Raw genomic sequence first — 24,883 nt, forward strand, 5'->3', positions numbered from 1 at the left:
AAAAATAGGTTGAAATTATGTCTCTTAAGCCGTTCTATCGACTATAGAGGATTAGAATGGGGAGACGTACGCAAACAAAACTATTTGTTTCAGTTCTACTATTAGGGATCCTCACGCAAGCAGGTTGGTCTGAGCCGCTGCCCAATTTCGGATTAAAAGAAAAGGAAGCTAGGACCTTTTTTAAACGAGGGCTCGCTTATTATAATAAGGGAGAGTTCGCGGCATCAAGAGAAAATTTCATTCGTGCACTTTCTATAAAGCCGGATTTTGTCCATCCCAAGTTTTTTCTTTCGGAAGCATACTACCTAAGCGGAGACTGGCAGGAAAGCCTTTCCGAATTGGAACAATTAGAATCTTCTAATAAACTCGATCTAATCAGCAAAAATCGTCTAGACGCACTTAGATATAGGCTCGGCGGCGGGAATCGCAGAGATAATTTAGAATATTATAAATCTATTATGGGAGATGATCTGAGAAGATTCAGGTTCAGGAATCCCGCAGACCTTGCAGTCGACGAAGAAGGTTATTTATACGTAGTAAGTTTTGACACTGCAAACATAGTAAAATTCGATGCAAACGGATTTCCGGTAGAAAGTTTTAAAGGTTCCTTCGGAAGGAATTTAGAAGGACCAGTTGGGATCTCTATAAGAGGAAAATCCATTTTCATCGCAGATTATGCAGGGGATAAAATTTACGAATTCGACACTAAAGGTTCTTACGTAAACCGTTTCGGTTCTACTGGAAAGGACCCGGGAAGTTTTCACGGCCCTGTCGGGCTTTATTTCACTAAGGAAGGTTTTTTATATGTTTCCGATATGGGAAACAATAGGATCCAAAAACTTTCCAGAACAGGAGAACCTCTCCAAGAGATCGGAGTCGGAGTTCTTAAACAACCGGCGGGGATCAAAGTAAATAATCGTGGAGAAATTTTCGTAGCGGATCGCGGAAACAAAAGACTCGTAGTCTTCGATCATGAAGGAAATTATTTAAAAGAGATCGTAAACCCTTCTTTCAAAAAACCTAGAAATCTTTCCATTAAAGATAATAAGATCGTAGTCGCTGACGAGACCGCGGGACTCTTCACATACGATTCTATATCCAAAACATGGTCAGGGTTCGACAATTTCAGGGATTCTAAAAATACAGTTCGAAATTTTGATCAGGCATTTTCGGTTACTTTCGATTATACAGGCTCTATGTTTGTTGCGGATTTCAATCGCCATAGGATCGAATCCTTTTCTCCGAAGGGACAACTTTCTTCTAACCTGGATCTGATTGTTGAAAGAACGATTAGCTCAGATTATCCGGATATCTCCTTAGTCGTTCATGCTAAAGATAGGCATGGAGTTCCTGTTAAAGCAATTCCAAGAAATTCATTTCGGATCTACGAGATGGATAATCTTGCTCCTCTTATCGGATTAACCGATATGAAGAAATACAATAATCGAGTTAGTGTATCTATCGTTGCTGAAAATTCCCAACTAGTATCCGATTCCTACCCTACTATCGAAAAAGCGATCAGGCCATTTTTATCCGAGATCAGAGCGGAGGATAATATCCAATTACTTCGTTCCGGAAAAGATACTCAAACCGCTTATCCCTTCGGAAAAAGTATGTATGATATCCTAAAGGCATTACGCTCATTTGTGCCCGAAGAAGAATCACAAATCGGTAAATCTTTACAAAAAGGGATAACGGATCTTTTGGACAGCTTAGGTCCTAGGGCGGTAATAGCGATAGTCTCCGGGAAAGATTCAAAGGCGGCCTTTACGCAATTTTCTCCTACAAAGATCATCCGCTTCGCAGTCGCCCATGATATCCCGATCTACTTTCTTTGTTTGGGAGAAAATGGAGAATCTGCATCCGTATACAAAGAAATCGCCGAGAAAACGGGCGGAAAATTCCTGACAATCCCATCAGGAGGAACGGAGAAAAATTTGAGATCTTGGATAGATTCCAAAAAAGACAGAAGATATCTCCTATCCTTTAAAAGTAGGATCAACTCCAACGGAGGGGACGTATATGTCCCGGTTGTGGTAGAAGCAATATTCAGAAATTCTAATGGAAAAGCGGAAACGGGATTTTTTACGCCATGAAAAATGATCTAAAAGTTTCGAGGCTAAAAATTGTTCTTAGAAACATTTCCATTCTTTCTTTATTATTTTGTTTTTTCCCTCTTTCTTCCAAACAAACCATAGATTGGATCAAAGAAGGAGAAAGCGCCTTAGCATCCCGAAATTACCCTGCTGCTTATGATTCATTCAGAGAAGCGGTTAATTTAAATCCTCTATCTGTTCGCTCCAGATTAGGCCTAGCGGAATCTGCACTTAAACTCCATAAAGAAAAAGAAGCACTACAATCTTTGGATAAAGTTTTAGAACTCGAGCCTAAAAACAAAAAAGCTGTCCGCGAAAAAGCGATCACTCTTGCGAAATTAGGACGTTACGAAGAAGCATTCCAGATCCTAAAACCGTTTTTAGAAGAAGATAAATATGATTCCGATCTATTCCCGATCTATATAGAGGTCCAGCTTGCATCCGGCAAGAGCCAAAAGGCTAGTTTCGAATTTCATTCCGCTTACTCAAGGATCCCAAAAAATAAAGAAGTAAGAGCATTAGAAGCAAAAGTGGAGGCTTTTGATGGGAACTTCACTAGAGCTTCCACTCTTCGCAATCAATTGGAAGCCGAATCTTCAGACGATCCGGGAATTTTTTTAGATTCTGGAAAATTTCTTTTGATATGGGCGGAGAAATCTCAAGGAAACAAAAGAGATTCTAAAATTGCGGAAGCCGCCGAAAAATTCGAGCGCTCCGTATCCTTACACCCGAATGAGGAAGAATCCTTAAAACTATTAGCGAAAACCAGAATATACTTCGGAAGATACCAGGAAGCCGAAGAGTATTTAAACAGATTATTATCCTTATTTCCGAATTCTACGGAATATCTTTATCTTCGTTCCTATGCCAGACTAAAAAAGGATCCCGCTTCTAAAGATGCAAGAGTGGATCTTGAAAAATTGATCTCTTTGGACGATCTAGATCCAATCGCAAGGAATCGGGCCGAACTATATTCACTTGAAAATTTACCAGAGGGTAATTCCCTCAGAAGAACTTTAGGAGAATATAGACTCCAAAGGTTCAGGGCAAACAAAAACAGTTTCCTATACGATCTTGCGTGGTATCATTTAATTCGTGCAAAAGAATTACTTCCGAATCGCCCTGAAATATTAGTATTAACATTAGAAGAATATAAAAGACGAGGACTATTCCCTAACTATTTTAACCTTCTGCTGTTGTTAAGAGATAAATTTCCGGACAATAAAAAATACGGCTATTCTGTTGAGAATAATCTGGAAGGTTTTAAAACTTCTTTAAGTTATAGAGAAGGTCTTGTGAAAATCGGAGAGTTCGGGATCCAAGAGGATTACGGAAGGACTCCTCCGGAAGTTCTCGTTTTTGATCCGGATGGAGAGGATTTTTTAGCAAAACATACAGATCTTCCCGCATTGGCGGGGAAAATTTTGCGCCATTTCTTGGCGACAGATCCAAGGATCCGAAATATAGATTTAGATAATATTAGAAAATCCGAATCCTTAGAGGCGGAGCCTTATTCCGGAGCAATTCATAAATCCGAAAAGAATTATTCTTCTATCAAAAATTCTAAAGGAGAGAATATTCGCTTCGTTGTAAGCGGCAAGGTTTCTTTTCAGGATGGAAATCTGCGCTTAGAATGGAGCGTTAGAGATCATAAAGAAGAAAAAATCCTTGGGAAATTCAGGATTTATGCAAAAGGAAGAGATGCTTTGGCCGAAGCAACTTTGAGAGCAAGAGATAAGATCCTTTCTTTGATCCCTTCTAGTGGCAAAGTCCATAGAGTTAAAGAAGATTCTTTAATAGTAAATGCGGGGACTATCGACGGACTTAAGAAAGGGACAACAGTCTATTTTTTCAACTCTGCAACCCTATTGGGAGAAGGTGACGTAGTCGAAGCGGACCTATACACCGCTAGAATTGTTCCGAAAAACCAAGATGCAGTTCTTAGAAACATTGCAGTCGGAAATAAGGCATACTGGAAGAAAACGGAAGAGCCTCCTAAAAATTAATTCAGTCGGATCATAGTTTGATTTTTGTATGTCGCTCCAAATTTGAATGCTCTGCTTCTTCTCTATATGAATTTCATGCCGGCCCAGACGGTTTTTCGAATCTCGTTGGTTTATCAAAAAAAGCTAAAGTAGTTTCTCCTCCACCTTCTTTACAACCTGGCTCCAGGGCAATCGTTGAACTTAAGATCCTTCCTGGAATTAGAATAAGATGGATCGCCTTACATACGGAGCTTGTGCCCGGAACTAAATTTGTAGATATCCAGGAGTCAGGTCCTTTTGCACAATTTCAACATGAACATATATTTGAAGAAGCGGGCAATAATAGTTCATTCTTAGTGGATAAGGTAACCTGCGCTCCTCCTTGGTTCGTAGATCATTTTTTATTTAAATTCATTCTTGTGAGAATTATGAAGAAGGAATTTTTCATACGCCATCAGGTCACTGCTAAAAAAATCGGCTGTAATTATCGAATTGAGTTTTGTGGAAGATTAACTTCTTAATAAAAATCCCGGAATGGAATTTCGATTCCATTCTGCTTGCTACTTAACTTCGAATGAAGCTCAATCTTCTATATTATAAAAATCTGTAGGACCTCCTACAAGATTGGAAGGGTAGAATTTTTGCTTGTATAAACGCAAATTTTATGTTAAAGGCCTTTTCAGTAGGCCACCGGTACCACCGCACCGGCCCCCACCCTATGTGGGCGGGGTTTCCCCTTACAAAGCAAAAGCCCCCGTACACAACCAAATCCACCTCCAGAAAACCCCGGAGAGCACTCACCCCACAGTAGACACCCCCTCCCAAAGGTCACATTCAGGCAAAATACTCCATCATCATCTGAACTGCATTTTTCCCAAAAATAAACCTTGCTTATTAATAACGATTTATCATTATTGACAGAATGAATTCCGGAAAGAAACAAATCGGAGAATTTAGATCCAAGTGGCTTACAAGCCGAAAGACCTATCTAGCCTTATTTGCCTTTCTGATCGGATTCATAATTTCAAGTGCTCACACCCACGAGGCATCGGAAAAAAGCCTTCTTTCTAAACATTCTTCTAAAATAACCCATGAAGTTTGTATTATCTGTTCTCAGATCCAAGCGCACGCAAATGCAAATCTGGATCAAAAGATAGAATCTAAAGATCCGGTCTTAGAATATAAAGAAATCTTAATTTTTAATGCTTCCCCAATAACGAAGCCTCAAACCGCAAACATCCAGGGTCGCTCTCCTCCCCTATTTTCCTAATCATCAAAGAACATTGTAGTTAATTTCGGCAAATCGATGATTTCATCGGATATGTCGCGTCTTAGTTACGAATTCGATCCCTATGATGGATCGACGATTAGGAATAATGAAAAATATATATTATAAATTTAAATTACTTACTCTGATCATGGGTTTGATCTTCCCATTTTCGGAAATATTCTCCTTAGATGTAAACGTACGAGGAATATTAAAGGATTCGGAAGGACAACCAATTGTAGGAGCAAAACTTTTCCTTACGGAAACCAAATCGGTTTCGCGTTCCGGAAAAGATGGAACATTCGAATTTCAGCATGTATCACCTGGAAACTATACTTTGGTTGTATCTGCACCGAATTTCGAATTAAAAACTGAAAGATTCGAAATAAAGGATCTGGACAAAACATTAGAAATTACTTTGAGACCTTCTTTATTGGAAGGTATAGCGATCAATGTTACCGCTAAAACAGTCGCTTCCGATTTTCTCTCCACTCCTCAGCCCACAACGGTTTTGGAAGGAAGACAACTACAAAGATTGAGAGGGCAAAACGTAATGTCCGCTTTAGAAAATACTCCCGGAACCGCCACATTAACCACAGGAGCAGGGACATCTAAACCGGTCATTCGAGGTTTGACAGGACAAAGAGTACTAGTCATGACAGACGGAGTCCGCCAAGAAGAACAACAGTTTGGAGACGATCATACCGTAGATTTGGATGCATTCAATGTGGATAAGATGGAAATCGTCCGCGGACCTGCCTCTGTTCTATATGGGTCTGACGCATTAGGAGGCGTGATCAATATTATCCGCTCCAAGGCCCCAACTGCAAAAGACGGTGCTCCTCTTTTAGGTGGATCGATTTCAACAAATAGTTTTTCAAATAACAAACAAGATGCGGGAGCAATTTCCTTATACGGTTATCACAAGGACACGAACTTCGGCTATAGAGTTCAAACGGATACGAGAAAGGCAGGAAGAATTACCACACCGAACGGAACACTTCCTAATACAGGATTTCACGAAAGAAATATAAATGCTTCCTTAGGAACGGACGGTTCTTGGGGAAATTTCTACGTGGATTCTTTCCAGAGATATCAAGAACAGGATCTATATGATAATCCGAATGAATCTTTAGGTTCAACGGCATACCAAACTGTCCTTCACCAAAAAACGCATATGCACGCATTCTTCATCCTTCCCTTCGTGAATGTGGAATTAGATGCGGCGTATCAAAGGAATAATCGAAGAGAAATTGAAGATAAGAATAGATACATGCCTATCAAGGATACCTTATTAGATCCTACGGCTGATCCTTTATATAAGGCTGCTTCTGCTTACCAAGTAAATAGATTCGATTATAAGCAGGGTTTAAACTTATCATTAGATACAACGACTGCAGATGCAAAGGTACATCACAAAGAATGGAAAGGTCTAAAAGGAACCGCCGGAATTTCCGGCATGCAACAAAAGAGCGCAACGATCGGGACCGAACCCTTGATCCCTGCTTACAACTTGAGCGCTATTGGATTCTTTCTATTCGAAGAATGGAAAGTAGGGGATTTTAGTTTTTCTGCCGGAGCAAGAACAGACAGAAGATTCATGGACATCCGAGCAAATTCGGATTTAGGAAACGCCGAGCAGACCAAAAATTATTCTGCAAGCACAGGGACTCTTGGAACTGTTTGGAAATTTGCGAAAGATTTTTCTCTCGCTCTTAATGCAGGAAGAGGTTTTAGAGCGCCCACACCTTTCGAATTATATGCAAACGGAGTTCACGAAGGAAGCGGCAGATTCGAGATCGGAAAAGATAGTCTTAGACCTGAAACTTCTCTCAATTATGATGCATCCGTAAGATTTGCTAATGATAAATTCCAAGCAGAGTTAAGCGTCTTCAGGAACAAAATTGATAATTATATTTATGCTGTAAGTGCAGGAGCTTTCGATTCCGATTCGGGATTGCCAGTATATCGATATAGACAGGATGCAGCGAAACTGGAAGGAGGAGAGTTTAGTTTCCAAGCACAAACTTCTTCTTGGTTGGTCCTTACCGGTGGTATCGATATTTTAAGAGCCACCATTCAAAAAAACGTGCCACCTGAAATATTACAAAACCCCGGTGCAACGGATCCTGAAGCAATTTACTCGGATATCAAAAGTAAATATTTGCCCAGGATCACTCCTAACAGAGCTCGTTTAGGATTAAGATTTACAACGGACAAACTTTTAGGGATCTCAAAACCGTATTTTTCGGTTAACGGAACATTCGTACAATCCCAATACAAGGTGGATAAATTAGAAACTCCGACTCAAGGATACAATTTATACGATATAGGTTTCGGTGGTGAGATCCCGGGAATGACGAATGGAAGCGAGTCCGCGACCTTCGACGTTGCAGTATTAAACGTATTTAATAAAGAATATGTAAACCATCTTAGCCGGTACAAAGATTATGCATTAAGCCCTGGAACTAACGTGACTTTCAAAATGAACATCCCGTTTACCCTGATATCTAATTGAGGAATTTATCATGAATAATAAATATTATATAATTTCGTTTATTTTAATTCTATTTACATGCAGTTCCGATCCGAACACGAAAAAGGAAAAAGAGGATTATCAAAACCAATCCTTACTCTCTACCGCACTCAACGGCAGCCAAAGATCGGATTGTGTATATTGTTCGGATACGAGAGCCTTCGAAGGAAATTGTTCCTGTTATAAGAACATACCAGTTTTCTCTTGTGCAGGAATTCCTACAGGGAAGGGAAAATCGAATTCCTATAAAGTTTCCTGCGATGAATTAACTGAAATGGGTTCTTGGACACAAGTTTCGTCAGATAGCTATTCTTGTAGCTATCTGACCTGCCCTCCGGAAGCGTATAGAGCCGCTTTTACGGAAGACGGAAAATAAGACGAAGGTTAGTAAATAGGAAGACCTGTATTATAATCGATCGTAGTTTTTTTGTAGGAACTTGCAAGTAGATCCGAAGAGATCAGATAATCTGCGGATCTACGATTATTTGCAATCGGTATATTATAAAGAACCGCGATCCTCAAAAGCGCCTTAACATCCGGATCATGAGGTTGAGCAGTCAAAGGATCCCAGAAGAAGATCACCACATCGATCTCTCCGTCCACGATCTTTGCTCCGATCTGTTGATCTCCACCCAGCGGTCCGGACAAAAATCTATGAACAGGCAAGTCAGTCTTTTCATGAACAATCTTGCCAGTAGTCCCAGTAGCATATAGATGATGTTTAGAAAGAATTTCCTTATGAAGTTGCACCCATTCTACTAAATCTTCTTTTTTATTATCATGAGCGATTAGTACGATTCGTTTTGTTTTAGGGACTTCAGGACCTTGCATTGAATGCTCCTAAATCAAATTCTGCAGAATGCTTTTCAAATGAAACCATTTTTATGGTTTATCTCCCGTAAGCATTTCCCGATCTTAGTGTTAATGAAACTCGACAAGCTTTCATGCTTAAGAACTTTTTTCTTACTTCTATTGATCGCCTCGACTTCATACCTATTTTCACAAGAAGATCCTCATGATCGGCCTAAAAGACTGGAATTACTGATCCCAGAGTCGGTAAAAGAAGGTCCTTGGAGTGACGATCCTACCGAATTTAAGGATATAGATATTCTTGGGGACTTTTCAGAAGACAGTTCCAAAAAATCCTTAGAGAAAACGGAAGAATATTTATCCACAGCAATGGACGGGTTCAGAAAAGTTTCCGATAGTATTAAATCCAAAAGAGAAAAGGAAGAAGGGAAAATCCTAGATTCGGAACGATTCCCTTGGCAAAGAAAAACAAGACTAGAAAACGCAGAACGGACCTTCAACCGAGAGCTCACTAAAGCAAGATTGGAATCCGTAAAAAACCTTTCTCTCGCAATGAAGAATATGGATAAGATCGCAAATCCGAAAATTAAAAGATCGGATTCTTTTTTAGAACTACAGGCTGGAGTATATCGCGAATTTATTAAGCACCAATACGCTTTGAAAAACTTCAATCAATCCGCGGAATTTCTGGAAAAATATATATCTCTAGATCCCAAGTTCAACGACGAAGCGGAACCTCATCGGATCTTATCTCATTGTTATGAAAGAATGTATCTCTCTGCCCAAAAATCAGGGCATCCGGAAGGTATGGAATATTATAAGGATCAGCGAAAAAAACACGGAATATTGTATGCGGAAAAAGCGTATGGTAGGAATTCCTACGAATTCAAAAAGGTATTAGAACTTTTTGCCAGAGACTGATCGAAAACGGATTAATTGTTTTCCGGAAGGCCGAGTTCTTTTCTTAAACGTTTGTTTTCCTCGACTAGTTCCTTGATTTCCTGTTCAGTATACTCGAAAAGTTTGGTTTGAGCTTCGAGTATATTCTTCATTTCTATTTCTTCTATACTCGAATATTCCAGGGCTCTTTCGGTGGCTTTTTTTAACTCCAGAGCGTGTTTCAGCTCCATAGTCTTCAGATTATCTATAATTTCGGAAACTTTCAGGCGTTCATGTAGGGTAAGTAACTCTTGGTTCTTAAGTTCATTTACCCTTTCGATCGCTTTATTTATATCTTCGTTATTCTTCTTAATTTTTGCTTCGAACTCAAGGATAGCATGTAACGCAGCGTTTGCCTTATGCGCATCCTTGTATTCCTTATTAGCAAGTTCGAATACTCCCTCGAAAAATCCAACGTTAGCTAGACAACTATTCCCGATCTCGTTTGCGACCATTTTGAAAAATTCGGTTTGGATTACACGATCCAATATGATCCTGAGTGCTCTTGGCTGGACCGGATTTTCCAGAACTTCCGTTTTGCCTTTAGGGGAAAGTTTATTGAAAATTTCTTCTGCGTCGGGAGAGGAGATGATGGTAAGTGCGACAAAAGGATGTAGTTCGAAACGTTTAAGAAAATCTTCTTTGATCTCGGCCCATTCTTTCAAGTTAGTATTCACATAGAATACGTTGATATCTTGAGCATCCAATTCGATCGATCTGTAGTCCTTAAGCTGGACCTTACGTAGTTCGATATTGATCCTCGGATGTTTCCATATATGTACGGGGAATTCAGCTCCGGAAGTGATATGCCAAATATTCGCGGTTTTCAAAGCCGACTTCCCCCTTAACAGACGCCCTAAATGAGACGTCTAAAGCTAACCCCATCCTTCGAAAAAACGGGATTTAACTACGATTTTCTCGATTTCTCCATAAGGATAATTTTTTGATTCCCTCTGTCAATTTTGTTTTTAGGGGAGAAAAAGGTCCTACAATCCGAGACAAAATGCGGATCACTGGAGATAAAAAATTGCCCAGGATCTGAAAGAAATTTACTACGCTTGGCGGAAAGCGCATATCGGTTCGTTTTAACATTACCACGGAACCTATGATGGCGATCGCAATATTCCCACTCCAAGGTCCCAACCAAACCGGAAATTTAGAACTCTCGGAAACATTCGAACCAAAAGTAAAAAGCGCCCAATACACGATGATCAAAACTACCGCCATCGTAAAACTCATACCTTTACCGGAACGTTTTACTACGAGACCTAAAGGTAAGGAGACTAACGAAAAAATAATGCAGGAGACAGGGATCGCGTATCTTCTTTGGATCTCAACATCAAATTGAGAGACTCTCTTTTTCGCTTCCTTCAATAAAGTAGTCAATTGTAGAACGACCGCGACACTCTGGGATTTTTGAGCGTCGGAAAGAGTCGGATCGTTCATAATATTCGGTAATTCGAATTGTAAACGTAGAAGTTTATCTTTTAAAGTTTCCTTTCCGTCAGAGTCTATATTCATCTCTTTCAGGATCTCTAAACCAGGAATTCTTTCCAATTTTCCGGACTTAATATTGTCTCGGATCTCGATCAAGGCCCAAAGTGTGAAAGATCCAGGATCCACATTGATCTCTAAACTTTTTTTCTCTTCGGATTTCGGAACGTTATAGTCCATCTCCCCTTTTCTAAGATCGCCTACTGAGAATTGTTGTTTTGCACGATCCCATTCCAAGATCCAAGCGTCTTTCAAACGTATGGATTTTTCGAATTCTCCGTCAGGTCCTTTTTTCTCCACCAGGGTCCCTTTTTTGGCGGATATGATTTGTGTAATATAAGATTCTCCTAATTGGATGGGCTTACTTGCGGCACCTAAAGAAACTAAAAATGGGTCTTGGTTTTGCGGAATAAATACGGTCCATTCTCTGATCTGAACTCCGGAAAGTTCCCCCGTTTTTGCGTTCACCCCTTCCGTATACATTGCGATCGCTTTTTCTGAGCCAGCGTTTTGGACCTGGTCCCCTGCAAATTGACCGGGAGTTAATGCAAGAAGAGGATTATATGCCAAAACCCATTTATTAAATTCGGTCATTTTTCGGGTATTGATCGGAGAAAGATAAAAACAAAGATAAGCAACGATAGAAGCTAAGAATATTCCGAATCCTATAAATACGATATAGATCCTGGAGAAGCCTATACCCGCAGATCTGATTGCAGTGATCTCTGAATCGCCAGAAAGTCTTCCTGCTGCCATTACTCCGCTCATCAAACATGCAAGAGGAGCGGTTGTAGGAAGAATATTCCCAAGCAAGTACCCGAAATAATCCAAAAGTCGGAACGGATCCACTCCCTTACCTACAAACAAACCGATCATACTCTTAAGAGCGATCGCCATATAGATACTTGTGAAAAATAGAAGAGCTACGAGGAAGGAAGGAAAAATTTCGGAAAGAATATAACGATCTAAGATCGGTATCCATCTCCAAAACTTCTCTCTATCCGTATGAACAAAAAAACCAGCAGGAAGATCTGCAACACTATGAACTCTAACTGAACGAAGATCTTTTCCTTGTTCTACTTTTCCGGAAGCTTCCGTTCCGAAACCAGTAGTATCCGCCTTATGAGAGGTCGATTTTTTTTTCTTAGGAGAGGAGTCGCCTCCCGATGTACGGGAGATCTTTTTCACTCGATCACCTCTCCTTTCAAGGTGGCACTCGTAGCAAAATTGATCTTTACGGAGACTGTTTGACCTATAAGAGAGTTAACGTCTACGCCTTCTTGTACTTTGAAAACGGTCATTCTCCCGCAAGGAGTGCGACCGCAAGCTTCCTTGGAAGATTTTTTAGAAGGTCCTTCTACCAAGATCGGGAATACTTTCCCGATCCTTGCTTGGTTCTGCTCCAAAGAAATAGAAGTCTGAAGATCCACTAATCTAGTGAGACGCTCCCCTTTCACTTCTTCCGGAACATCATCCGGATATCTTTTCTGAGCGATGGTCCCTTCTCTTTCGGAATATTTGAACATGAACGCCATATCGAATCCGACTTTGCGGACCAAATCCAATGTATCTTCGAACTGCTCTTCCGTTTCTCCCGGAAATCCAACAATGATATCCGTAGTAAGTCCCACATTCGGTACAATCGTTTTGATCTGATCCACTACTTCCAAAAATTCCTCTTTGGAATAAGTTCTTTTCATGTTCTCCAATACTTCCGTATTACCGGACTGTAAAGGAAGATGAATGTTCGGACAGAATCTAGGGTTCTCCGCCATGAGCTCCAAAAGATGCATCGGAAAATCTTTAGGGTGAGGAGAAGTAAAACGGATCCTTTCTATATCAGTTTCTTCTAATAAAAGACGGATCAAACCTGCAAAGTCTGAGCCTTCTGATTTATAAGAGTTCACATTCTGGCCAAGCAGAGTGAGTTGTTTTACACCTTGTGAAACCAAATCTTGGGTCTCACGAACGATAGAACGAGGATCTCTACTTCTCTCTCTTCCTCTTGTATAAGGAACCACGCAGAAAGTGCAGAAATTATTGCAGCCTCTCATGATCGTAACGAATGCTTGGATCCCATTTACTACGCGAGGTTCTATCTCGTCATACGTTTCTATCTTAGAAAGACGGGTTAAAGAAACGGGCTGTTTACCTGTACGAATATTTTGGATCAGATCAGGAAGAGTTCTATAATTATCCGGACCTACAACCAGATCCAAAGGAAGTTCCTGATGAAATAGATCGTCTCCCAAATTTTGGGCCATACAACCCAAAACCCCGATAACCAGATCCGGGTTTCTTTTTTTCAAATAGCCTAAGCTTTGGAGCCTGCCATAAATTTTGGCGTGAGCATTTTCCCGGATCGCACAAGTATTTAAGAAGATAACATCCGAAAGTTCCGGATCCGTAACGGTCTCAAACTGAGCGCCCTGCATTAAACTGGATACGATCCCTGAATCGTATTCGTTCATTTGGCAGCCATAGGTTTCTATATATACCTTTCCGGCTTTTTTCTCGACTTCTAGAACGCTCATAGGTCCAGTTTTGGAGAGGGAAAGACCCTGTCAACCCGCTCGAAACATTAAAAAAAAGTTTCCTTTCCGCTTAGAATCGGATCATAATCACAATTCTTGAATAGAATATGATGAATCGATCCGGAACAGGCTTAAGTCGAAAAACGGACTATTATGGACTGCTAGGCATTTCCAGGGACGCTTCTACCCGAATGGTAGAGGAGGCGTTTCATCGTTATGTACAAGACCTAAAAGAACATTCCTGGGTCCCATGGGGAGAAGCGGAATTAAGAGAAGGCGCAGAAGCTTATTATCACCTCTCCGATCCAACTCGCCGTAAACGTTATGATTCTTCTTTAGATTACGAATTAGTCTTACCTGACCCGGAAGGAGTCCCGGAAGAATTCGAAAAATATTTCGAAGTACAAAAGATCTCCACACCTAAGGAATATGAAAGACTCTACAAACAATTCCTCATGCTAAAGTATGAAAGGGAAGATAAACTTTGGATCTTCAGAGCCACTGTATATTTTATATTGGCATGTTTTTCAATTTTAGTTCTTTCCTCTCTTGTTTTCGTGATATTTCAGAAAAACGGTTGGCTCTCGGCGGGTGTCGACCTTTTCTATCGTAGATGGGGACTTTTAATTTCCACAACGTTTATGGGAACGACTTACTCGTTGTTCCGAATATTCTATCTGGAAAAAGTGATCTCATTCAGAGAGAAAAAAAGAGAAATAGAGCAGAATGAAGAAGTCTCGGACATCGGATCCTAAAGCGCTTACTGAAGACGAAATACAGTATTATTATACTCTTCTTCAGGAGGAAGTCACAGAATACAATTGTGGTAGTTTATGCGCTCCTTCCAACGGAGGGATCCCGGTTTGTTGCCAAGCAGACAATGCTCTTCCGGCATTATACAAAGCAGAATATGAAATGTTATCCAAAAGGACCGATCTTTGGAAAGCATACGTCCCTATGACCAGAGAGGAAAAAAAAGAATTCGCAGTATACGATCATAGGAAAATTACGTTTTGTGAATGTAAGGGCGTCGCTCATTGCGAAAGAGAAAATCGATCTATTAGCTGTAGGACATTCCCTTTAGAACCTTATTTGGATACAAGAGGAGTGTTAGTAGGGCTCGTATTCATGCAGGAATTCCAAACAAAATGTCCTCTTACTTCCAGAGCAAAAGACGTTCGCCAGGAATTCATAGACAATCATTTCCTTTTCTGGGAAAAATTACTGTTTAGAGTAGAATCGGAATACGAGGTTTATACTGAATCCAGTAAAGCTTATAGAAGAAAACGAAAACGCACTGGTGTAGAATTCCCAATTCTTTTTCCGAGTCACCTGAAAGGAAAAGAATATCTCAACCAATATCTATAAAAGATCGGTTTTAATATTCAAAGAAAAACTTAAAAGATAGAAGTTCGTATCCGAGCATCTGAACTTCCATCTGATTTATTCCGTCCTTGAAACAGGAATTTTTGAAAGCTACCAAAACCCTTTTCGTTTCTTCTTCGTACGAATTCAGCATTTTCTTTCTAGATTTTGCATCTAGTTTAGAATTTTCGAATTCATATTTAGAGATCTGAGAATTTCCTCCCTTTTCCGAAGGGAAAAAATAATAGGTATAAGGATATTCTATCTTATCCATCCCTTCACAATCTCCTAAACGTATCCCGATTTCGCCCAGAAGATCTACCGGGCGATACACTGTATTGGAACGGATATCTAATAAAAAAACTCTTTTCCCTTTCGGATCCCAACCCAAATTCGGATCCAAAATACTTGTGCCTCTTTTATTCGGAAGACTATTATTATTCGGATCTTCTAATATTTGTTTTAGAAAATTTCCTTTGATTTCCCAGGCTCTTATATCATATGCAGGCCGAAATTTCTCCGGCCTTTCCGCAATCCCAGCCTTCTTCTCCCAGGATTCTTTTTCCAGGATTCTTTTTCCAGATACTTCCTCTCCACCTCAGTTCTACAGGAGAATGTGAAGAATAAGAAAACAATAAGATAGTATTTCAAAATTTTATTCCAAACATCTGTGCTCTTTGTGATCTCTGTGCGAAAAATATTTTCAAGTCCCTTTTAAGTTCACACGGAGAACACAGAGTTCACGGAGATTTACAAGAGCATAAATCTATATTTAGACTTTATTTTTTCTACCTAGAAACTTTGATAGAAATGATCTCTCTGGTTGCTTTTTCCATTTCGGATTTTACTTCCGGAGTTTTTTCGATCACGTATGCATCGAATAACGCAGGTAAACATTCAGGATCTCCTATGATCCGAACAGTATCGATCGCTTGGAGTCGAAGTGGCAAATATTCTTTTTTATTGTTCAAAGCAAAAGAGATAAGAGCAGGAACAGAAGTTTTATCCTTCAATTCTGCGAGAGCCTTTAATAGAGAAAGTTTCACTTCGTTTACTTTCTCTTTTTCGAATATACGTTTTAACTCGTTCGTTCCGGGATTATATCCCAGTTTCCCCATTACTTCTGCGGCACGAGCACGAAGACCTGCATCCTTATCCGCATCCAGAACGGTTAATAAACCTTGGCCTCCGCCATGAGCGCCTAGTTCCAATAGAAGATCGATCAGCCTTGCCTTTAGGCCTGGAACATTCTCTTTAACCAACTGTTCTGAAACCGACTTTGCCCCTTGTTTATCGCCCAAATAAAAAAGAGCTTCCGTGCAGATCTTTCTAAGGTCAGGATTCGTTTCAGTGATCCCCTTATAGAATAAGGAAATATACTGCCTACTTTTTCTATTCTTTAAAATTTCCAAACCATGCAAACGAACATCCTCGTCAGGATCAGAGGCCGCCATTCTGGGAATATTCCCTCGATTATCTGGAATATTATTTCTATTTAATACAGTGAAAAATCTTCTGCGAAGCGCAGGGCTATCGTCGGAAGCGAATTTATTGATCAGGTTTTGCACCCTTTCATCTTTGATCCAGATCGCAGATTCTAAAAAATATTCCCGATACACTGGGTTATTGGAAACAGCTAAGTCCAACACATGAGGCATTGCTCTATCGTCTTTGATCCCCTGCACGTATCTGTAGGAAGATTGTCTTACCTCGAAATCAGTATGAGTCAAACCTGCAATTACCGCATAGATCAGTCTTTTTTCTTTTCTGCGATCCGCTAGTTCCAAGATCCTATTTTGGATCTCCGTATTTTTAGTATTTTTAAAAACTGTATCGAGTTCAGTCGCCCAATTCGGAGCAAGAGGATCCAGATCTTCTAATTCGGAAAATAAAGCGAGAGTGGCGAAAATACTATCGTCTCTCGCTTCTGGCTCTGAAATAATTTTAGGAAGTTCTTTTACCAAATCCAGACGATTCTTGGATTTGATCTCGGAAATGGATCTGGCCTGAGATCTTCCCTTAGACAATACGGATTCTTTAAAAGGATCCTTTTGTTCTTCGGCGAAAACGTTTCCGCCGAAATGGAAGATAAAAAGAAAAATCAGACCAAAGAATGGAATTCTTTTCAGAAAAGACCGTCCCTCTTGGAGGAATCCTCCAACGCAGCCGTTGCGGCTCTCTTATTATCGTAAGCTTCCGTATTGGACGGATCTAAGTCTATTGCATTTTGAAAGGAACGGACCGCCTTTTTATATTCTCCGTTCTTGTAATAAGCAACTCCCAGATAATTATAAGCGGTGGAAGCTGTCTTAGGTTTTACTTCGGATCGAACGATCGCAGTTAACTCTTCTATCGCCTTCTCTCTATCTAAAACGGAATTAGAGTCCAATAAAATTTTAGAAAGGACCAATCGCCCTTCGTAATCTTCCGGATCCATATGAGCAGAACGATACGCTTCGTCTTTAGCCCTATTTTTCAGATCCGGGTCCTTGGATTTATTGTATAGAAGAGCAAGCTTCTTATGAGCCTGTTTGATCTCCGACGCATTTCTGGATTGATTCAAGACCTGTAAAAGGATCTTTTCCGCGCTGGAGGATTCTCCGGTTCCCATATATGCTTCTGCGAGCTTGAGAGCTACTTTATAGTAATCTTCTTTTTGTTTGAAGAGCGCAGAATATTCTTCGATCGCTTCTCTATAAAACTTACTCTCCAAATAATAATCACCCAAGGCTTCTTTAGCTTTGATATCATTCGGATCTAGATAAGAAGCCTTACGGAAATTTTCAATTGCTTGGGTGCCGTTTCCTGTATGCTTGTATACAAGGCCTAGATTATAATATGCCTTAGCGTTTTTAGGATTTAGATCCAAAACACGATTCAGATAAGTGATCGCCTCTCCGTATCTTTCCATCTGATCTAGGACAACACCCAGATTCAATAAAGCAGTCTCAGTGAAACTATCACCTGGAGTGGAGTCTACGATCCTTCTGTATGTTTCTTCTGCTGCCAGAAGATCTCCGCGATTATAATACGTCTCTGCAAGTTGGAATAGAAGATCCAAATTATTCGGATTATATTTCAAACCCTTTTGAAGAGCATTGATAGACTGCTCTCCTTGATTCAACTGCTCGAAACCTTCCGCGATAGAACGGAATAATTCAGGATCATTAGAACCTGCCTGATTCGCAAGCTCCAGATATTTTACGGACTCTTCTAACTTACCATTCTTCTTCAAAACGATAGAAAGATTGTATAAAGACTTTGCATCATTCGGAGAAAGAGTAGTAGCCTCTCTAAAATAATGTTCCGCAGAAATATAATCTCCACGATTATAAGAGATATTCCCCAAATAAGAATTGGAAAGAGCGGCGAGTTTTCCGCCTCTCGCCCTCATCACGACCAATTTGAAATGTTCTTCTGCCTGAGGGATCTCACCTTTTTTAAAATAACTTAATGCAAGATTATAAGTTAAATAAGGATCGTCCGGAGAAGAAGAAAGTCCTTGTTTGTAAGCATCGATCGCCGCTTCCGGATCATTGATCTCGTTGAAAAGATTTCCTGCCATAAGAGCGATACGAGGATCGTTCGGCGCGATCTCTCTCGCCTTAAGTGCAGTGCTTCTTGCAGCAGAATTTTGACCGCTATGAGCATAAGCTAACGTTAAATTATAATAAGCGTATACATTATTCCCGTCAAAAGTGATCGCCTTCTGCAAAGAATCGATCGCTTGAGGAAATCTTCCGTCTTCATCATAGATCACGCCCAGAACAGTCAAAGCCAATGACTTCTCCTGGCTTGTAGCGGGCCCGGTCAAAAACTCAGTGCAATAATCGAAGGCCTGTTTTCTATAATTTTGTTTGTATAAGGTAACACATTTGGTGAGAAGAGGATTGTTTGTACCGTCAGGAAGATAAGGTCTTTGTAACTCCTGAGCCAAACTTCCCTTTGGCATAAGAGGAGATTTACCATCAGCGACTCCTGTTCCGAATCCGGACTTTCCTTCTTTGAAAAAAGAATACCAAATCGCTAGACCAAGCAAAAGAAGAAGAGAAGCAGCGAGTGCTCCCCATGCAAATGCCATCGGATTATAATGACGTTTAGGACGAAACTCTTCCGGCTCGTCCCCATAATAGTAGGAAGGTTTAGGTTCTTCCGTCTCCAGGAAGATTCGGTTCTTGCGGATCGGGTTTTCCATGTCGGTTCGTCTCGTACTGAAGAATTGAATCCAAAACCCCGTTGATAAACGGAACAGAATTCTCACTCTCGAATTCCTTGGTCAGCTCGACTGCTTCGTCGATCGTGACCCTAGGTGGAATTTCTTTGGAAAACAATAACCCATAAATGGACAAACGAAGAATACATTTGTTCACCGGGGAAATTCTGGCAAAATCCCAATTCCTCGAGTACTTCTTGATGAGAGTATCGATTGTTTCTGCGTTTTTCACAACACCATTTATGATCGAAATGGCAAAATCCCTTTCTTCCGTTTCGATCTTTTTATCGTACCAACGGAACTTTAGGACCTCCGACAAAGCGGGATCCACCAGCTCCAACTGATATAACGCCATTAATGCAATTTCTCGGGACTTCCTTCGGGAAGATGACATAGATTAGAGAAGTTTCAGAAGATTGGTCATTTCCACCGCAGTCAAAGCGGCTTCATAACCTTTATTTCCAGCCTTGGTTCCCGCTCTTTCAATAGCTTGCTCGATCGTATCGGTGGTCAAAACTCCGAATATCACTGGAACGGAATGTTGCACTCCGATAGATCCAACTTTCGCAGATTCTCCTGCAACAAAATCAAAATGAGCAGTAGCTCCTCGGATCACTGCACCTAGGCAAATGATAGAATCGAATTTTTTACTTTGCGCGGCCTTGGACACTACGATCGGAAGTTCGTATGCTCCAGGGATACGGACTACAGTAATATCCTTATCTTCTACTCCGGTTGCGTGGAGTCCATCTAGGGAGCCTTTTAAAAGGCTTTCGACTATGAATTCATTAAAACGGGAGACTACGATACAGTGTTTCTGTCCCTTTCCGTCTAGCTTGGCTTTCAATTCTTGAGGCATCTGTTTCCTGGTTGCTTCTTATATCGAGAAAACACAAGTTACCCTGAGTGGCAACCGGAAAAGAAGCTTCTATCCCTAAAATCTGCATATTCCTGATCCTATTCGGATTTCTCGTTTCCTGCGAAACAATCCGTTCCTTTTGGAAACCAAAGGATGCATTTATCAAAAGTTTGGATCTACCAGACTGGGTTTTAGAATCCTCAATCAAACTTAGGATCTTCAACGACTCTCCGAACGTAGTCAATCCGGAAGACGCACTACCTGAAGACGATATCGCCTCTTATGGAAATCAACTTAGAGTATTACTCGCAGTTTCTCCAGCTGCAATGAGAGATATATATGAGATGGCAGGTTGTTTAGATGGAAGTGATCTTTTAAAACTCAGCGGGAACAAGATGACGGATAGCGGAGAAGATATCTGGTTCGGAGTTTGCAAAAGTGGAGCGAAAGACGCGATCGTATTTAGAGTATTAGAAATGGGAAACAACCAACTCTATTATTTATATGAAGAAGAGTTAATCAAAACCTGGGAAGAATCCAAGAAGAACGCAAAAACAAATCCGGACAAATCTATGAGACTCGCCACAAAGATCATAGAACATGAGCCTGCTCATCCGGGAGCCAGAAGACTTTTAGGAAGTCTTTATTTAAAAACAGGATATTGCGCTGGTGCAGTTCGTAATTATAGAATTTATCTCAGAATACTTCCCCACTCTCCTGAAAAAAACAGAATAGATGCACTTCTTAAAAAAACCTGTGGAGAAACACTGATCCCTAAAAAACCGGAACCGAAAGAATTCTCCGACGAACTCCCCACCTTAGAAGAATCCGGTTCTTAATTTTTTTTCGCACAGAGACCACGGAGGACACAGAGATATTAGGAAAAAAGTGCAATCAGACTACGCATGCTAAGACCCGTAAAATATTAGGGGTTAAGTATGAAAGATTTGCAAATCAACGAAATTACAGAGATTATCATTGGCTCTGCCTTAAAAATTCATAAAGATATAGGTCCTGGCTTATTCGAATCGATTTATGAATTCATCTTAGAAAAGGAGCTACAAAAACAGAATCTCTTAATTGATCGGCAGAAGAGTATCACATTCCAATACGAAGATATTATCCTTAAGAATGCCTTTCGAATCGATCTATTGGTCGAAAAGCAAGTAATTGTCGAAGTAAAGTCGGTGGAAAAACTATTGCCGATACATGCAAAACAAACGCTCACGTATTTGCGATTAATGAACTTACAGTATGGGTTACTTATTAATTTTAATGAGACCTTGTTAAAGAATGGAATTACTAGATTAGTGAACGGTTACCGAGAAAACCCTCAGTGATCTCCGTGTCCTCTGTGCGAAACTTTGCGGCTCCGCGACTCTGCGTGAAAAAAACTTCGCGCCTCTTTTCTCTCTGCGGCTATTCTTTCACTCTAAGCACGAGTGTTATCTTGCCGTCCGCTTTTTCCACGACTTCGAAACCTTCTTCTCTAAGAGTTTTTTTGATCCGGTAAAATCCGAGGTTTACGACCTTAGGTGGGTCGGATTTGCGGGGAGGAGAAGGGTAACGATCAGCAGAAGCATCCATCCCTATTAGTTTCGGTTTCGAGAAGGTCCGTCTTGACCTTGACAGAAAGAAAACCTTTTACTAAATGAGAAAGTAATGAGGCGAATTTTTGCTCTCGTATTTATCTTCTCAATTATCGGATTAGGATTCTCTGCGTTTTATCTGCAGGAATGGTTCGATTCTCCCGGATTTCGCTGGGCAATTTCCAAGTTTTCCTTTTGGGTCTTCTTATCTGTATTACTTCTTTCTTCCTTGGCAATGCTTCGGATCTTCAGAAGGGCCAGAAAAGCAATCCATACCCAAAGAGAAGCGATTGAAAAACATCTAAGTAGTATCTTAGAGGAATTGGTCCAAGATTCCCAAGCACTGGGGGAATTTTTGCGGATCGATCTGCCTCAGATGGAAGATCGGATCAAAACCTCTAAGGAAAAACTCCCGAAAGAGATCTATTCCGGACACACTGCGAATTGGACCAAGATCAGGACAGAGGCAGAAGCTGCTCTTAGGGATTTGGAGACTCTTCCTTTAGAGCCGGAGTTCGACACTCCTCCTAAAAACCATGCGGTTTTAGAATACAAAGACTTACTCAATAAACATACAAAAGCAAAATCCATTTTAGAAAGAGTCAGATCCGATCTTTCCTTATTAAAAGAAAAACTCACGGAGAAAGGATGTTAAAAACAATCCCCCTCATCTTACTTTATATTTTATTATCCACTTGTTCTTCTTTGCCGGAGACGAATTTTTCCATTGCAGAATATGTTTCTCCCATACATCCGATCGCTCAATTACTTCCTGCGGATCGAACACTTACGGATCTTTCTTCTGTCCGTAAAAAAAATAAAGTAAGCGGGATACTCATCCATCACACGAAAGGATTATCCACCGAAGAATACATTACAAAAAGTGCACATTCAGGATGGCTTGTGCATTATATAGTGGATAAAAAAGGAAAAATTTACGGGTTAGAAGAGCCTGGGAATTTTTTACTGAGGGCGGCACCTAAAACGGATCAAAATATGATCCATATTTCTTGGGAAGGAGATAAGGAAGAATTACTCAAACGCCCGATCCAAAAAAAGGCCCTTTTATATTCGATCGCAAAGACTGCAAAAGAATTCGGGATCCCGGTTTCCAATTTCGATGTAGGTTCTCGTTCAGGGATCTTCACGCATAGCCAGGCCAAGAAAAAATTCGGTGGCTTCTTAAATGGGAGCGACTGTGGGAATGAAAATGTTCTCAAATCCTTATTAGAAGAATTAAGAGGTTCTTATTTCTCCGAAATGGAATGGAAGGATAGATACGGAGAATGGGTACTTAGAAAGGAAAAACCTTTTGTAGGACAAAATGGAGAAGTAAAAGATCCGAGCTACGATAAGGGAAGAGGAGTTACTTCTACTCCTATAGCGGAATTAGAAACGATAGAAAAAACACCCGAAGGTTTATTGATAGAAGAAAAAAGACTTAGATACAATTATCGAGGAGCGATCTCCGCGGATTGTGTGGTATTACATTTTACCGCGATCAATGATTATGACGGAACTCTTAAAGTATTAGAAAAACGGAATTTAGCCGCTACTTTTCTCGCGGATAAAGACGGAAAAATTTATCAATTATTAGATTCTCCTCTTCATATGGCCGCAGCAGCGACCGGGACCAACCGTAATTGTTTCCAGATAGAGATCGTAGGAAAAGATACTGAGATGCTTCTTGCTAATCATGCTCAAACTACTGCGGTTTCTAAACTTGTACAAGAGCTTTGCAAAAAATACGAGATCCCTTTGAATAACCAGAAGATCGAATCCTTGAAAGGGATTTTCTCCCATACCCAAGCCAAGAAAAAATGGGGAGGTTCCATATTCCTGGACGCTCTGGATTTCGATCCGGGAGAACCTTATATGAAAAGGGTGATAGAACTTTTAGGTGGGACTTATTACGCCGAAAAGGATTGGTATGACAGGACTGGAGAAGAGTGGATCCTTCTCTTTACCGATTTTCAGCCTTAACCGGCCGATTTTTCACAGAAATTTTTTCAGAACCGAGTTCAACCATGCCACCGATCCCTTTTCCGAGAGGCAAACCGGATCGGCTAGTATGTATCTTTTGTTTCTCAGAAGGTTCCAACTTCTTCTGCCTTAATTGGCTTGGGGTTTTACCTGTTACTTTTCGGAAAGCATCGTTGAATGAAGATTTGGAATTAAATCCAACGAAATAGCAGATGGAAAGAATATCCTGATCCGGTTTTTCTTCTAAAAGTTTTACCGCCTCATCTATCCTGAAACCATTAATATAATTATGAAAACCTGTTTGAAGATGTTCGTTCAAAAACTCTGTCAGTTGATACGGTTTAATCCCTAAATCTTCAGATAAGGAATGTAGAGTGAGTTCAGGGTCCCTATAGAGTTTATCTTCTCTCATAAGCTCCTGGATCCTAAGTTCCAACAGATTCAGATCTATACCTATTAGTAATGACTTTTCATACTTCTTCTTTCGAACTTCGCGGGTCAAAGGTGCAAAAAAATCGGGATAACGAGAAGGAGCCAAAAATAACATCGTAACGATTGTAGTCACAAGTAAACCGCCAATCCGAAACAAAAGATCCATCCCGAACATGAATCCGAACACCAAAGAATACATTGCAAAAACCGTAATGGTAGCCAGTACAAAAATAAAACGGATCTGAGACTTTAAATCCGGGATAGAGATCACAGTCAGAAGCATTCTATACCTGAATCCGAAATAGGCAGTAGTTAGTGCAGTCGTTAGGAAAAATCCCCAAGAGAGAAAATGTTTATATCTAATATTTCTAAAGTCACCTAGATCTGAAATGATCGAATCCCAGGGCCTTCCGAAAAAAAAGATCTCGCCTAACAGAAAAAGTCCAGGAACTAAACAATGAAGCCGTATGTCTCGATACAATGTTTGGTTCGGGTATATCAAAGAATGCGTATATAGCAAAGATAAGGGGCCGATAGCCGAAAAAGAAGTGAGTAATAAGAAGATTGCATGCGGGTAAGTTCGATCAATTTCAAGAACTACATTCGCAACTGCAAATAGTATGATCCCCAACGAAAGAAACAGAAGTGCTCCAATCCTGTCTTCTCTTCGTTTTTTTGGCGGAATCAACCTTTGGATCACTAATAAAAAGGAAAGGCCGCTTCCGAAGTAGAATATTGGAGTTACCACTTCGGGATTTAACATAGGCGGTATATTAAGAAA

24 protein-coding genes are annotated in these 24,883 nt (G+C 40.4%); 13 read left to right on the plus strand and 11 right to left on the minus strand.

All coding sequences use genetic code 11. The features are described 5' to 3' along the window. The first annotated feature begins 56 nt into the window (after positions 1-56). From EHQ64_RS19680 to EHQ64_RS19705, 6 genes are all read left to right on the plus strand, one after another. The gene (locus EHQ64_RS19680) at positions 57-2,096 is read left to right on the plus strand and encodes a 6-bladed beta-propeller (RefSeq protein ID WP_135651517.1); all 2,040 of its coding nucleotides are present in this window, start codon (positions 57-59) and stop codon (positions 2,094-2,096) included. Beyond that, positions 2,093-4,102 (plus strand): tetratricopeptide repeat protein, encoded by a 2,010-nt coding sequence (locus tag EHQ64_RS19685; protein WP_135651518.1) that lies wholly within the window; start codon positions 2,093-2,095, stop codon positions 4,100-4,102. Before EHQ64_RS19680 ends, EHQ64_RS19685 begins: the two co-directional genes overlap by 4 nt. Before the next feature lie 17 nt (positions 4,103-4,119). Beyond that, positions 4,120-4,602: an SRPBCC family protein gene (locus tag EHQ64_RS19690; protein ID WP_135651519.1), complete on the plus strand. Its 483-nt coding sequence runs from the start codon at positions 4,120-4,122 to the stop codon at positions 4,600-4,602. Between the two features lie 401 nt (positions 4,603-5,003). Beyond that, the gene (locus tag EHQ64_RS19695) at positions 5,004-5,351 is read left to right on the plus strand and encodes a hypothetical protein (protein WP_135651520.1); all 348 of its coding nucleotides are present in this window, start codon (positions 5,004-5,006) and stop codon (positions 5,349-5,351) included. Positions 5,352-5,457: 106 nt separating this feature from the next. Continuing rightward, the gene (locus tag EHQ64_RS19700) at positions 5,458-7,866 is read left to right on the plus strand and encodes a TonB-dependent receptor (protein WP_135651521.1); all 2,409 of its coding nucleotides are present in this window, start codon (positions 5,458-5,460) and stop codon (positions 7,864-7,866) included. A 10-nt stretch (positions 7,867-7,876) separates the two neighbouring features. Further along, the gene (locus EHQ64_RS19705) at positions 7,877-8,260 is read left to right on the plus strand and encodes a hypothetical protein (protein WP_135651522.1); all 384 of its coding nucleotides are present in this window, start codon (positions 7,877-7,879) and stop codon (positions 8,258-8,260) included. Between the two features lie 8 nt (positions 8,261-8,268). Here the strand turns inward: EHQ64_RS19705 and EHQ64_RS19710 are convergent, their stop codons facing one another. After that, complete coding sequence (locus EHQ64_RS19710; protein ID WP_135651523.1) at positions 8,269-8,715, minus strand: methylglyoxal synthase; 447 nt, start codon at positions 8,713-8,715, stop codon at positions 8,269-8,271. A gap of 93 nt (positions 8,716-8,808) precedes the next feature. On the opposite strand from EHQ64_RS19710, the gene EHQ64_RS19715 reads away from it, so the two are divergent. Next, positions 8,809-9,615: an FcpA-related putative periplasmic flagellar protein gene (locus tag EHQ64_RS19715; RefSeq protein WP_246048855.1), complete on the plus strand. Its 807-nt coding sequence runs from the start codon at positions 8,809-8,811 to the stop codon at positions 9,613-9,615. A gap of 11 nt (positions 9,616-9,626) precedes the next feature. On the opposite strand, the gene EHQ64_RS19720 is transcribed toward EHQ64_RS19715, so the two are convergent. The 3 genes from EHQ64_RS19720 to miaB form a co-directional block, all read right to left on the minus strand. After that, complete coding sequence (locus EHQ64_RS19720; RefSeq protein WP_135651525.1) at positions 9,627-10,463, minus strand: hypothetical protein; 837 nt, start codon at positions 10,461-10,463, stop codon at positions 9,627-9,629. A 73-nt stretch (positions 10,464-10,536) separates the two neighbouring features. After that, positions 10,537-12,315: an LptF/LptG family permease gene (locus EHQ64_RS19725; protein ID WP_135651526.1), complete on the minus strand. Its 1,779-nt coding sequence runs from the start codon at positions 12,313-12,315 to the stop codon at positions 10,537-10,539. Then, positions 12,312-13,661 (minus strand): tRNA (N6-isopentenyl adenosine(37)-C2)-methylthiotransferase MiaB, encoded by a 1,350-nt coding sequence (gene miaB / locus EHQ64_RS19730; RefSeq protein ID WP_135651527.1) that lies wholly within the window; start codon positions 13,659-13,661, stop codon positions 12,312-12,314. Before miaB ends, EHQ64_RS19725 begins: the two co-directional genes overlap by 4 nt. A gap of 107 nt (positions 13,662-13,768) precedes the next feature. Between miaB and EHQ64_RS19735 the strand changes: the two genes are divergently transcribed. After that, a complete protein-coding gene (locus EHQ64_RS19735; protein ID WP_246048856.1) occupies positions 13,769-14,416 on the plus strand; it encodes a J domain-containing protein in 648 nt (215 codons plus the stop codon). Continuing rightward, the gene (locus tag EHQ64_RS19740) at positions 14,388-15,029 is read left to right on the plus strand and encodes a hypothetical protein (RefSeq protein WP_135651528.1); all 642 of its coding nucleotides are present in this window, start codon (positions 14,388-14,390) and stop codon (positions 15,027-15,029) included. Before EHQ64_RS19735 ends, EHQ64_RS19740 begins: the two co-directional genes overlap by 29 nt. A gap of 10 nt (positions 15,030-15,039) precedes the next feature. Here EHQ64_RS19740 and EHQ64_RS20455 read toward each other — a convergent pair whose 3' ends face one another. The 5 genes from EHQ64_RS20455 to ribH all read right to left on the minus strand — a co-directional run bounded on the left by EHQ64_RS20455 (position 15,040) and on the right by ribH (position 20,098). Continuing rightward, positions 15,040-15,429: a hypothetical protein gene (locus EHQ64_RS20455; RefSeq protein ID WP_246048857.1), complete on the minus strand. Its 390-nt coding sequence runs from the start codon at positions 15,427-15,429 to the stop codon at positions 15,040-15,042. A gap of 385 nt (positions 15,430-15,814) precedes the next feature. Beyond that, entirely contained in the window at positions 15,815-17,116 is a 1,302-nt protein-coding gene (locus tag EHQ64_RS19750) for a HEAT repeat domain-containing protein (RefSeq protein ID WP_210410899.1), read from the minus strand. A gap of 35 nt (positions 17,117-17,151) precedes the next feature. Next, positions 17,152-19,221 carry a tetratricopeptide repeat protein gene (locus tag EHQ64_RS19755; protein ID WP_167882437.1) on the minus strand — a complete coding sequence of 690 codons (2,070 nt, stop codon included), beginning with the start codon at positions 19,219-19,221 and terminating at the stop codon, positions 17,152-17,154. After that, entirely contained in the window at positions 19,169-19,633 is a 465-nt protein-coding gene (nusB, locus tag EHQ64_RS19760; RefSeq protein ID WP_135651529.1) for a transcription antitermination factor NusB, read from the minus strand. Before nusB ends, EHQ64_RS19755 begins: the two co-directional genes overlap by 53 nt. 3 nt (positions 19,634-19,636) lie before the next feature. After that, complete coding sequence (ribH, locus tag EHQ64_RS19765) at positions 19,637-20,098, minus strand: 6,7-dimethyl-8-ribityllumazine synthase (protein ID WP_135651530.1); 462 nt, start codon at positions 20,096-20,098, stop codon at positions 19,637-19,639. 47 nt (positions 20,099-20,145) lie between these two features. Here ribH and EHQ64_RS19770 point away from each other — a divergent pair, with 47 nt between their 5' ends. Beyond that, on the plus strand, positions 20,146-20,937 hold the full coding sequence (locus tag EHQ64_RS19770; protein WP_135651531.1) for a tetratricopeptide repeat protein: 792 nt from the start codon (positions 20,146-20,148) through the stop codon (positions 20,935-20,937). A gap of 99 nt (positions 20,938-21,036) precedes the next feature. Continuing rightward, complete coding sequence (locus EHQ64_RS19775) at positions 21,037-21,438, plus strand: GxxExxY protein (RefSeq protein ID WP_135651532.1); 402 nt, start codon at positions 21,037-21,039, stop codon at positions 21,436-21,438. Between the two features lie 79 nt (positions 21,439-21,517). Here the strand turns inward: EHQ64_RS19775 and EHQ64_RS20280 are convergent, their stop codons facing one another. Next, the gene (locus EHQ64_RS20280) at positions 21,518-21,685 is read right to left on the minus strand and encodes a hypothetical protein (RefSeq protein WP_167882438.1); all 168 of its coding nucleotides are present in this window, start codon (positions 21,683-21,685) and stop codon (positions 21,518-21,520) included. Between the two features lie 75 nt (positions 21,686-21,760). Here EHQ64_RS20280 and EHQ64_RS19780 point away from each other — a divergent pair, with 75 nt between their 5' ends. Beyond that, a complete protein-coding gene (locus EHQ64_RS19780; protein ID WP_135651533.1) occupies positions 21,761-22,342 on the plus strand; it encodes a hypothetical protein in 582 nt (193 codons plus the stop codon). Then, a complete protein-coding gene (locus tag EHQ64_RS19785) occupies positions 22,336-23,670 on the plus strand; it encodes a peptidoglycan recognition protein family protein (RefSeq protein ID WP_135651534.1) in 1,335 nt (444 codons plus the stop codon). Before EHQ64_RS19780 ends, EHQ64_RS19785 begins: the two co-directional genes overlap by 7 nt. Here the strand turns inward: EHQ64_RS19785 and EHQ64_RS19790 are convergent. Continuing rightward, positions 23,651-24,865, minus strand: coding sequence for a helix-turn-helix domain-containing protein (locus tag EHQ64_RS19790; protein WP_135651535.1), 1,215 nt, complete (start codon positions 24,863-24,865; stop codon positions 23,651-23,653). The two genes, EHQ64_RS19785 and EHQ64_RS19790, sit on opposite strands and share 20 nt — an antisense overlap. Positions 24,866-24,883 lie beyond the last annotated feature (18 nt).

Origin of the sequence: Leptospira sarikeiensis (assembly GCF_004769615.1) — a bacterium.
Classification (GTDB): Bacteria; Spirochaetota; Leptospiria; order Leptospirales; family Leptospiraceae; genus Leptospira_B; species Leptospira_B sarikeiensis.

Excerpts from the sequence above, each read along its gene's own strand:
- EHQ64_RS19680 (WP_135651517.1), top strand. The coding sequence starts at position 57 with ATGGGGAGACGTACGCAAACAAAACTATTTGTTTCAGTTCTACTATTA.
- EHQ64_RS19685 (WP_135651518.1), top strand. The coding sequence starts at position 2,093 with ATGAAAAATGATCTAAAAGTTTCGAGGCTAAAAATTGTTCTTAGAAAC.
- EHQ64_RS19695 (WP_135651520.1), top strand. The coding sequence starts at position 5,004 with ATGAATTCCGGAAAGAAACAAATCGGAGAATTTAGATCCAAGTGGCTT.
- EHQ64_RS19700 (WP_135651521.1), top strand. The coding sequence starts at position 5,458 with ATGAAAAATATATATTATAAATTTAAATTACTTACTCTGATCATGGGT.
- EHQ64_RS19705 (WP_135651522.1), top strand. The coding sequence starts at position 7,877 with ATGAATAATAAATATTATATAATTTCGTTTATTTTAATTCTATTTACA.
- EHQ64_RS19710 (WP_135651523.1), bottom strand. The coding sequence starts at position 8,715 with ATGCAAGGTCCTGAAGTCCCTAAAACAAAACGAATCGTACTAATCGCT.
- EHQ64_RS19715 (WP_246048855.1), top strand. The coding sequence starts at position 8,809 with ATGAAACTCGACAAGCTTTCATGCTTAAGAACTTTTTTCTTACTTCTA.
- miaB (WP_135651527.1), bottom strand. The coding sequence starts at position 13,661 with ATGAGCGTTCTAGAAGTCGAGAAAAAAGCCGGAAAGGTATATATAGAA.
- EHQ64_RS19735 (WP_246048856.1), top strand. The coding sequence starts at position 13,769 with ATGATGAATCGATCCGGAACAGGCTTAAGTCGAAAAACGGACTATTAT.
- EHQ64_RS19740 (WP_135651528.1), top strand. The coding sequence starts at position 14,388 with ATGAAGAAGTCTCGGACATCGGATCCTAAAGCGCTTACTGAAGACGAA.
- EHQ64_RS19755 (WP_167882437.1), bottom strand. The coding sequence starts at position 19,221 with ATGGAAAACCCGATCCGCAAGAACCGAATCTTCCTGGAGACGGAAGAA.
- nusB (WP_135651529.1), bottom strand. The coding sequence starts at position 19,633 with ATGTCATCTTCCCGAAGGAAGTCCCGAGAAATTGCATTAATGGCGTTA.
- ribH (WP_135651530.1), bottom strand. The coding sequence starts at position 20,098 with ATGCCTCAAGAATTGAAAGCCAAGCTAGACGGAAAGGGACAGAAACAC.
- EHQ64_RS19775 (WP_135651532.1), top strand. The coding sequence starts at position 21,037 with ATGAAAGATTTGCAAATCAACGAAATTACAGAGATTATCATTGGCTCT.
- EHQ64_RS20280 (WP_167882438.1), bottom strand. The coding sequence starts at position 21,685 with ATGGATGCTTCTGCTGATCGTTACCCTTCTCCTCCCCGCAAATCCGAC.
- EHQ64_RS19780 (WP_135651533.1), top strand. The coding sequence starts at position 21,761 with ATGAGGCGAATTTTTGCTCTCGTATTTATCTTCTCAATTATCGGATTA.
- EHQ64_RS19785 (WP_135651534.1), top strand. The coding sequence starts at position 22,336 with ATGTTAAAAACAATCCCCCTCATCTTACTTTATATTTTATTATCCACT.
- EHQ64_RS19790 (WP_135651535.1), bottom strand. The coding sequence starts at position 24,865 with ATGTTAAATCCCGAAGTGGTAACTCCAATATTCTACTTCGGAAGCGGC.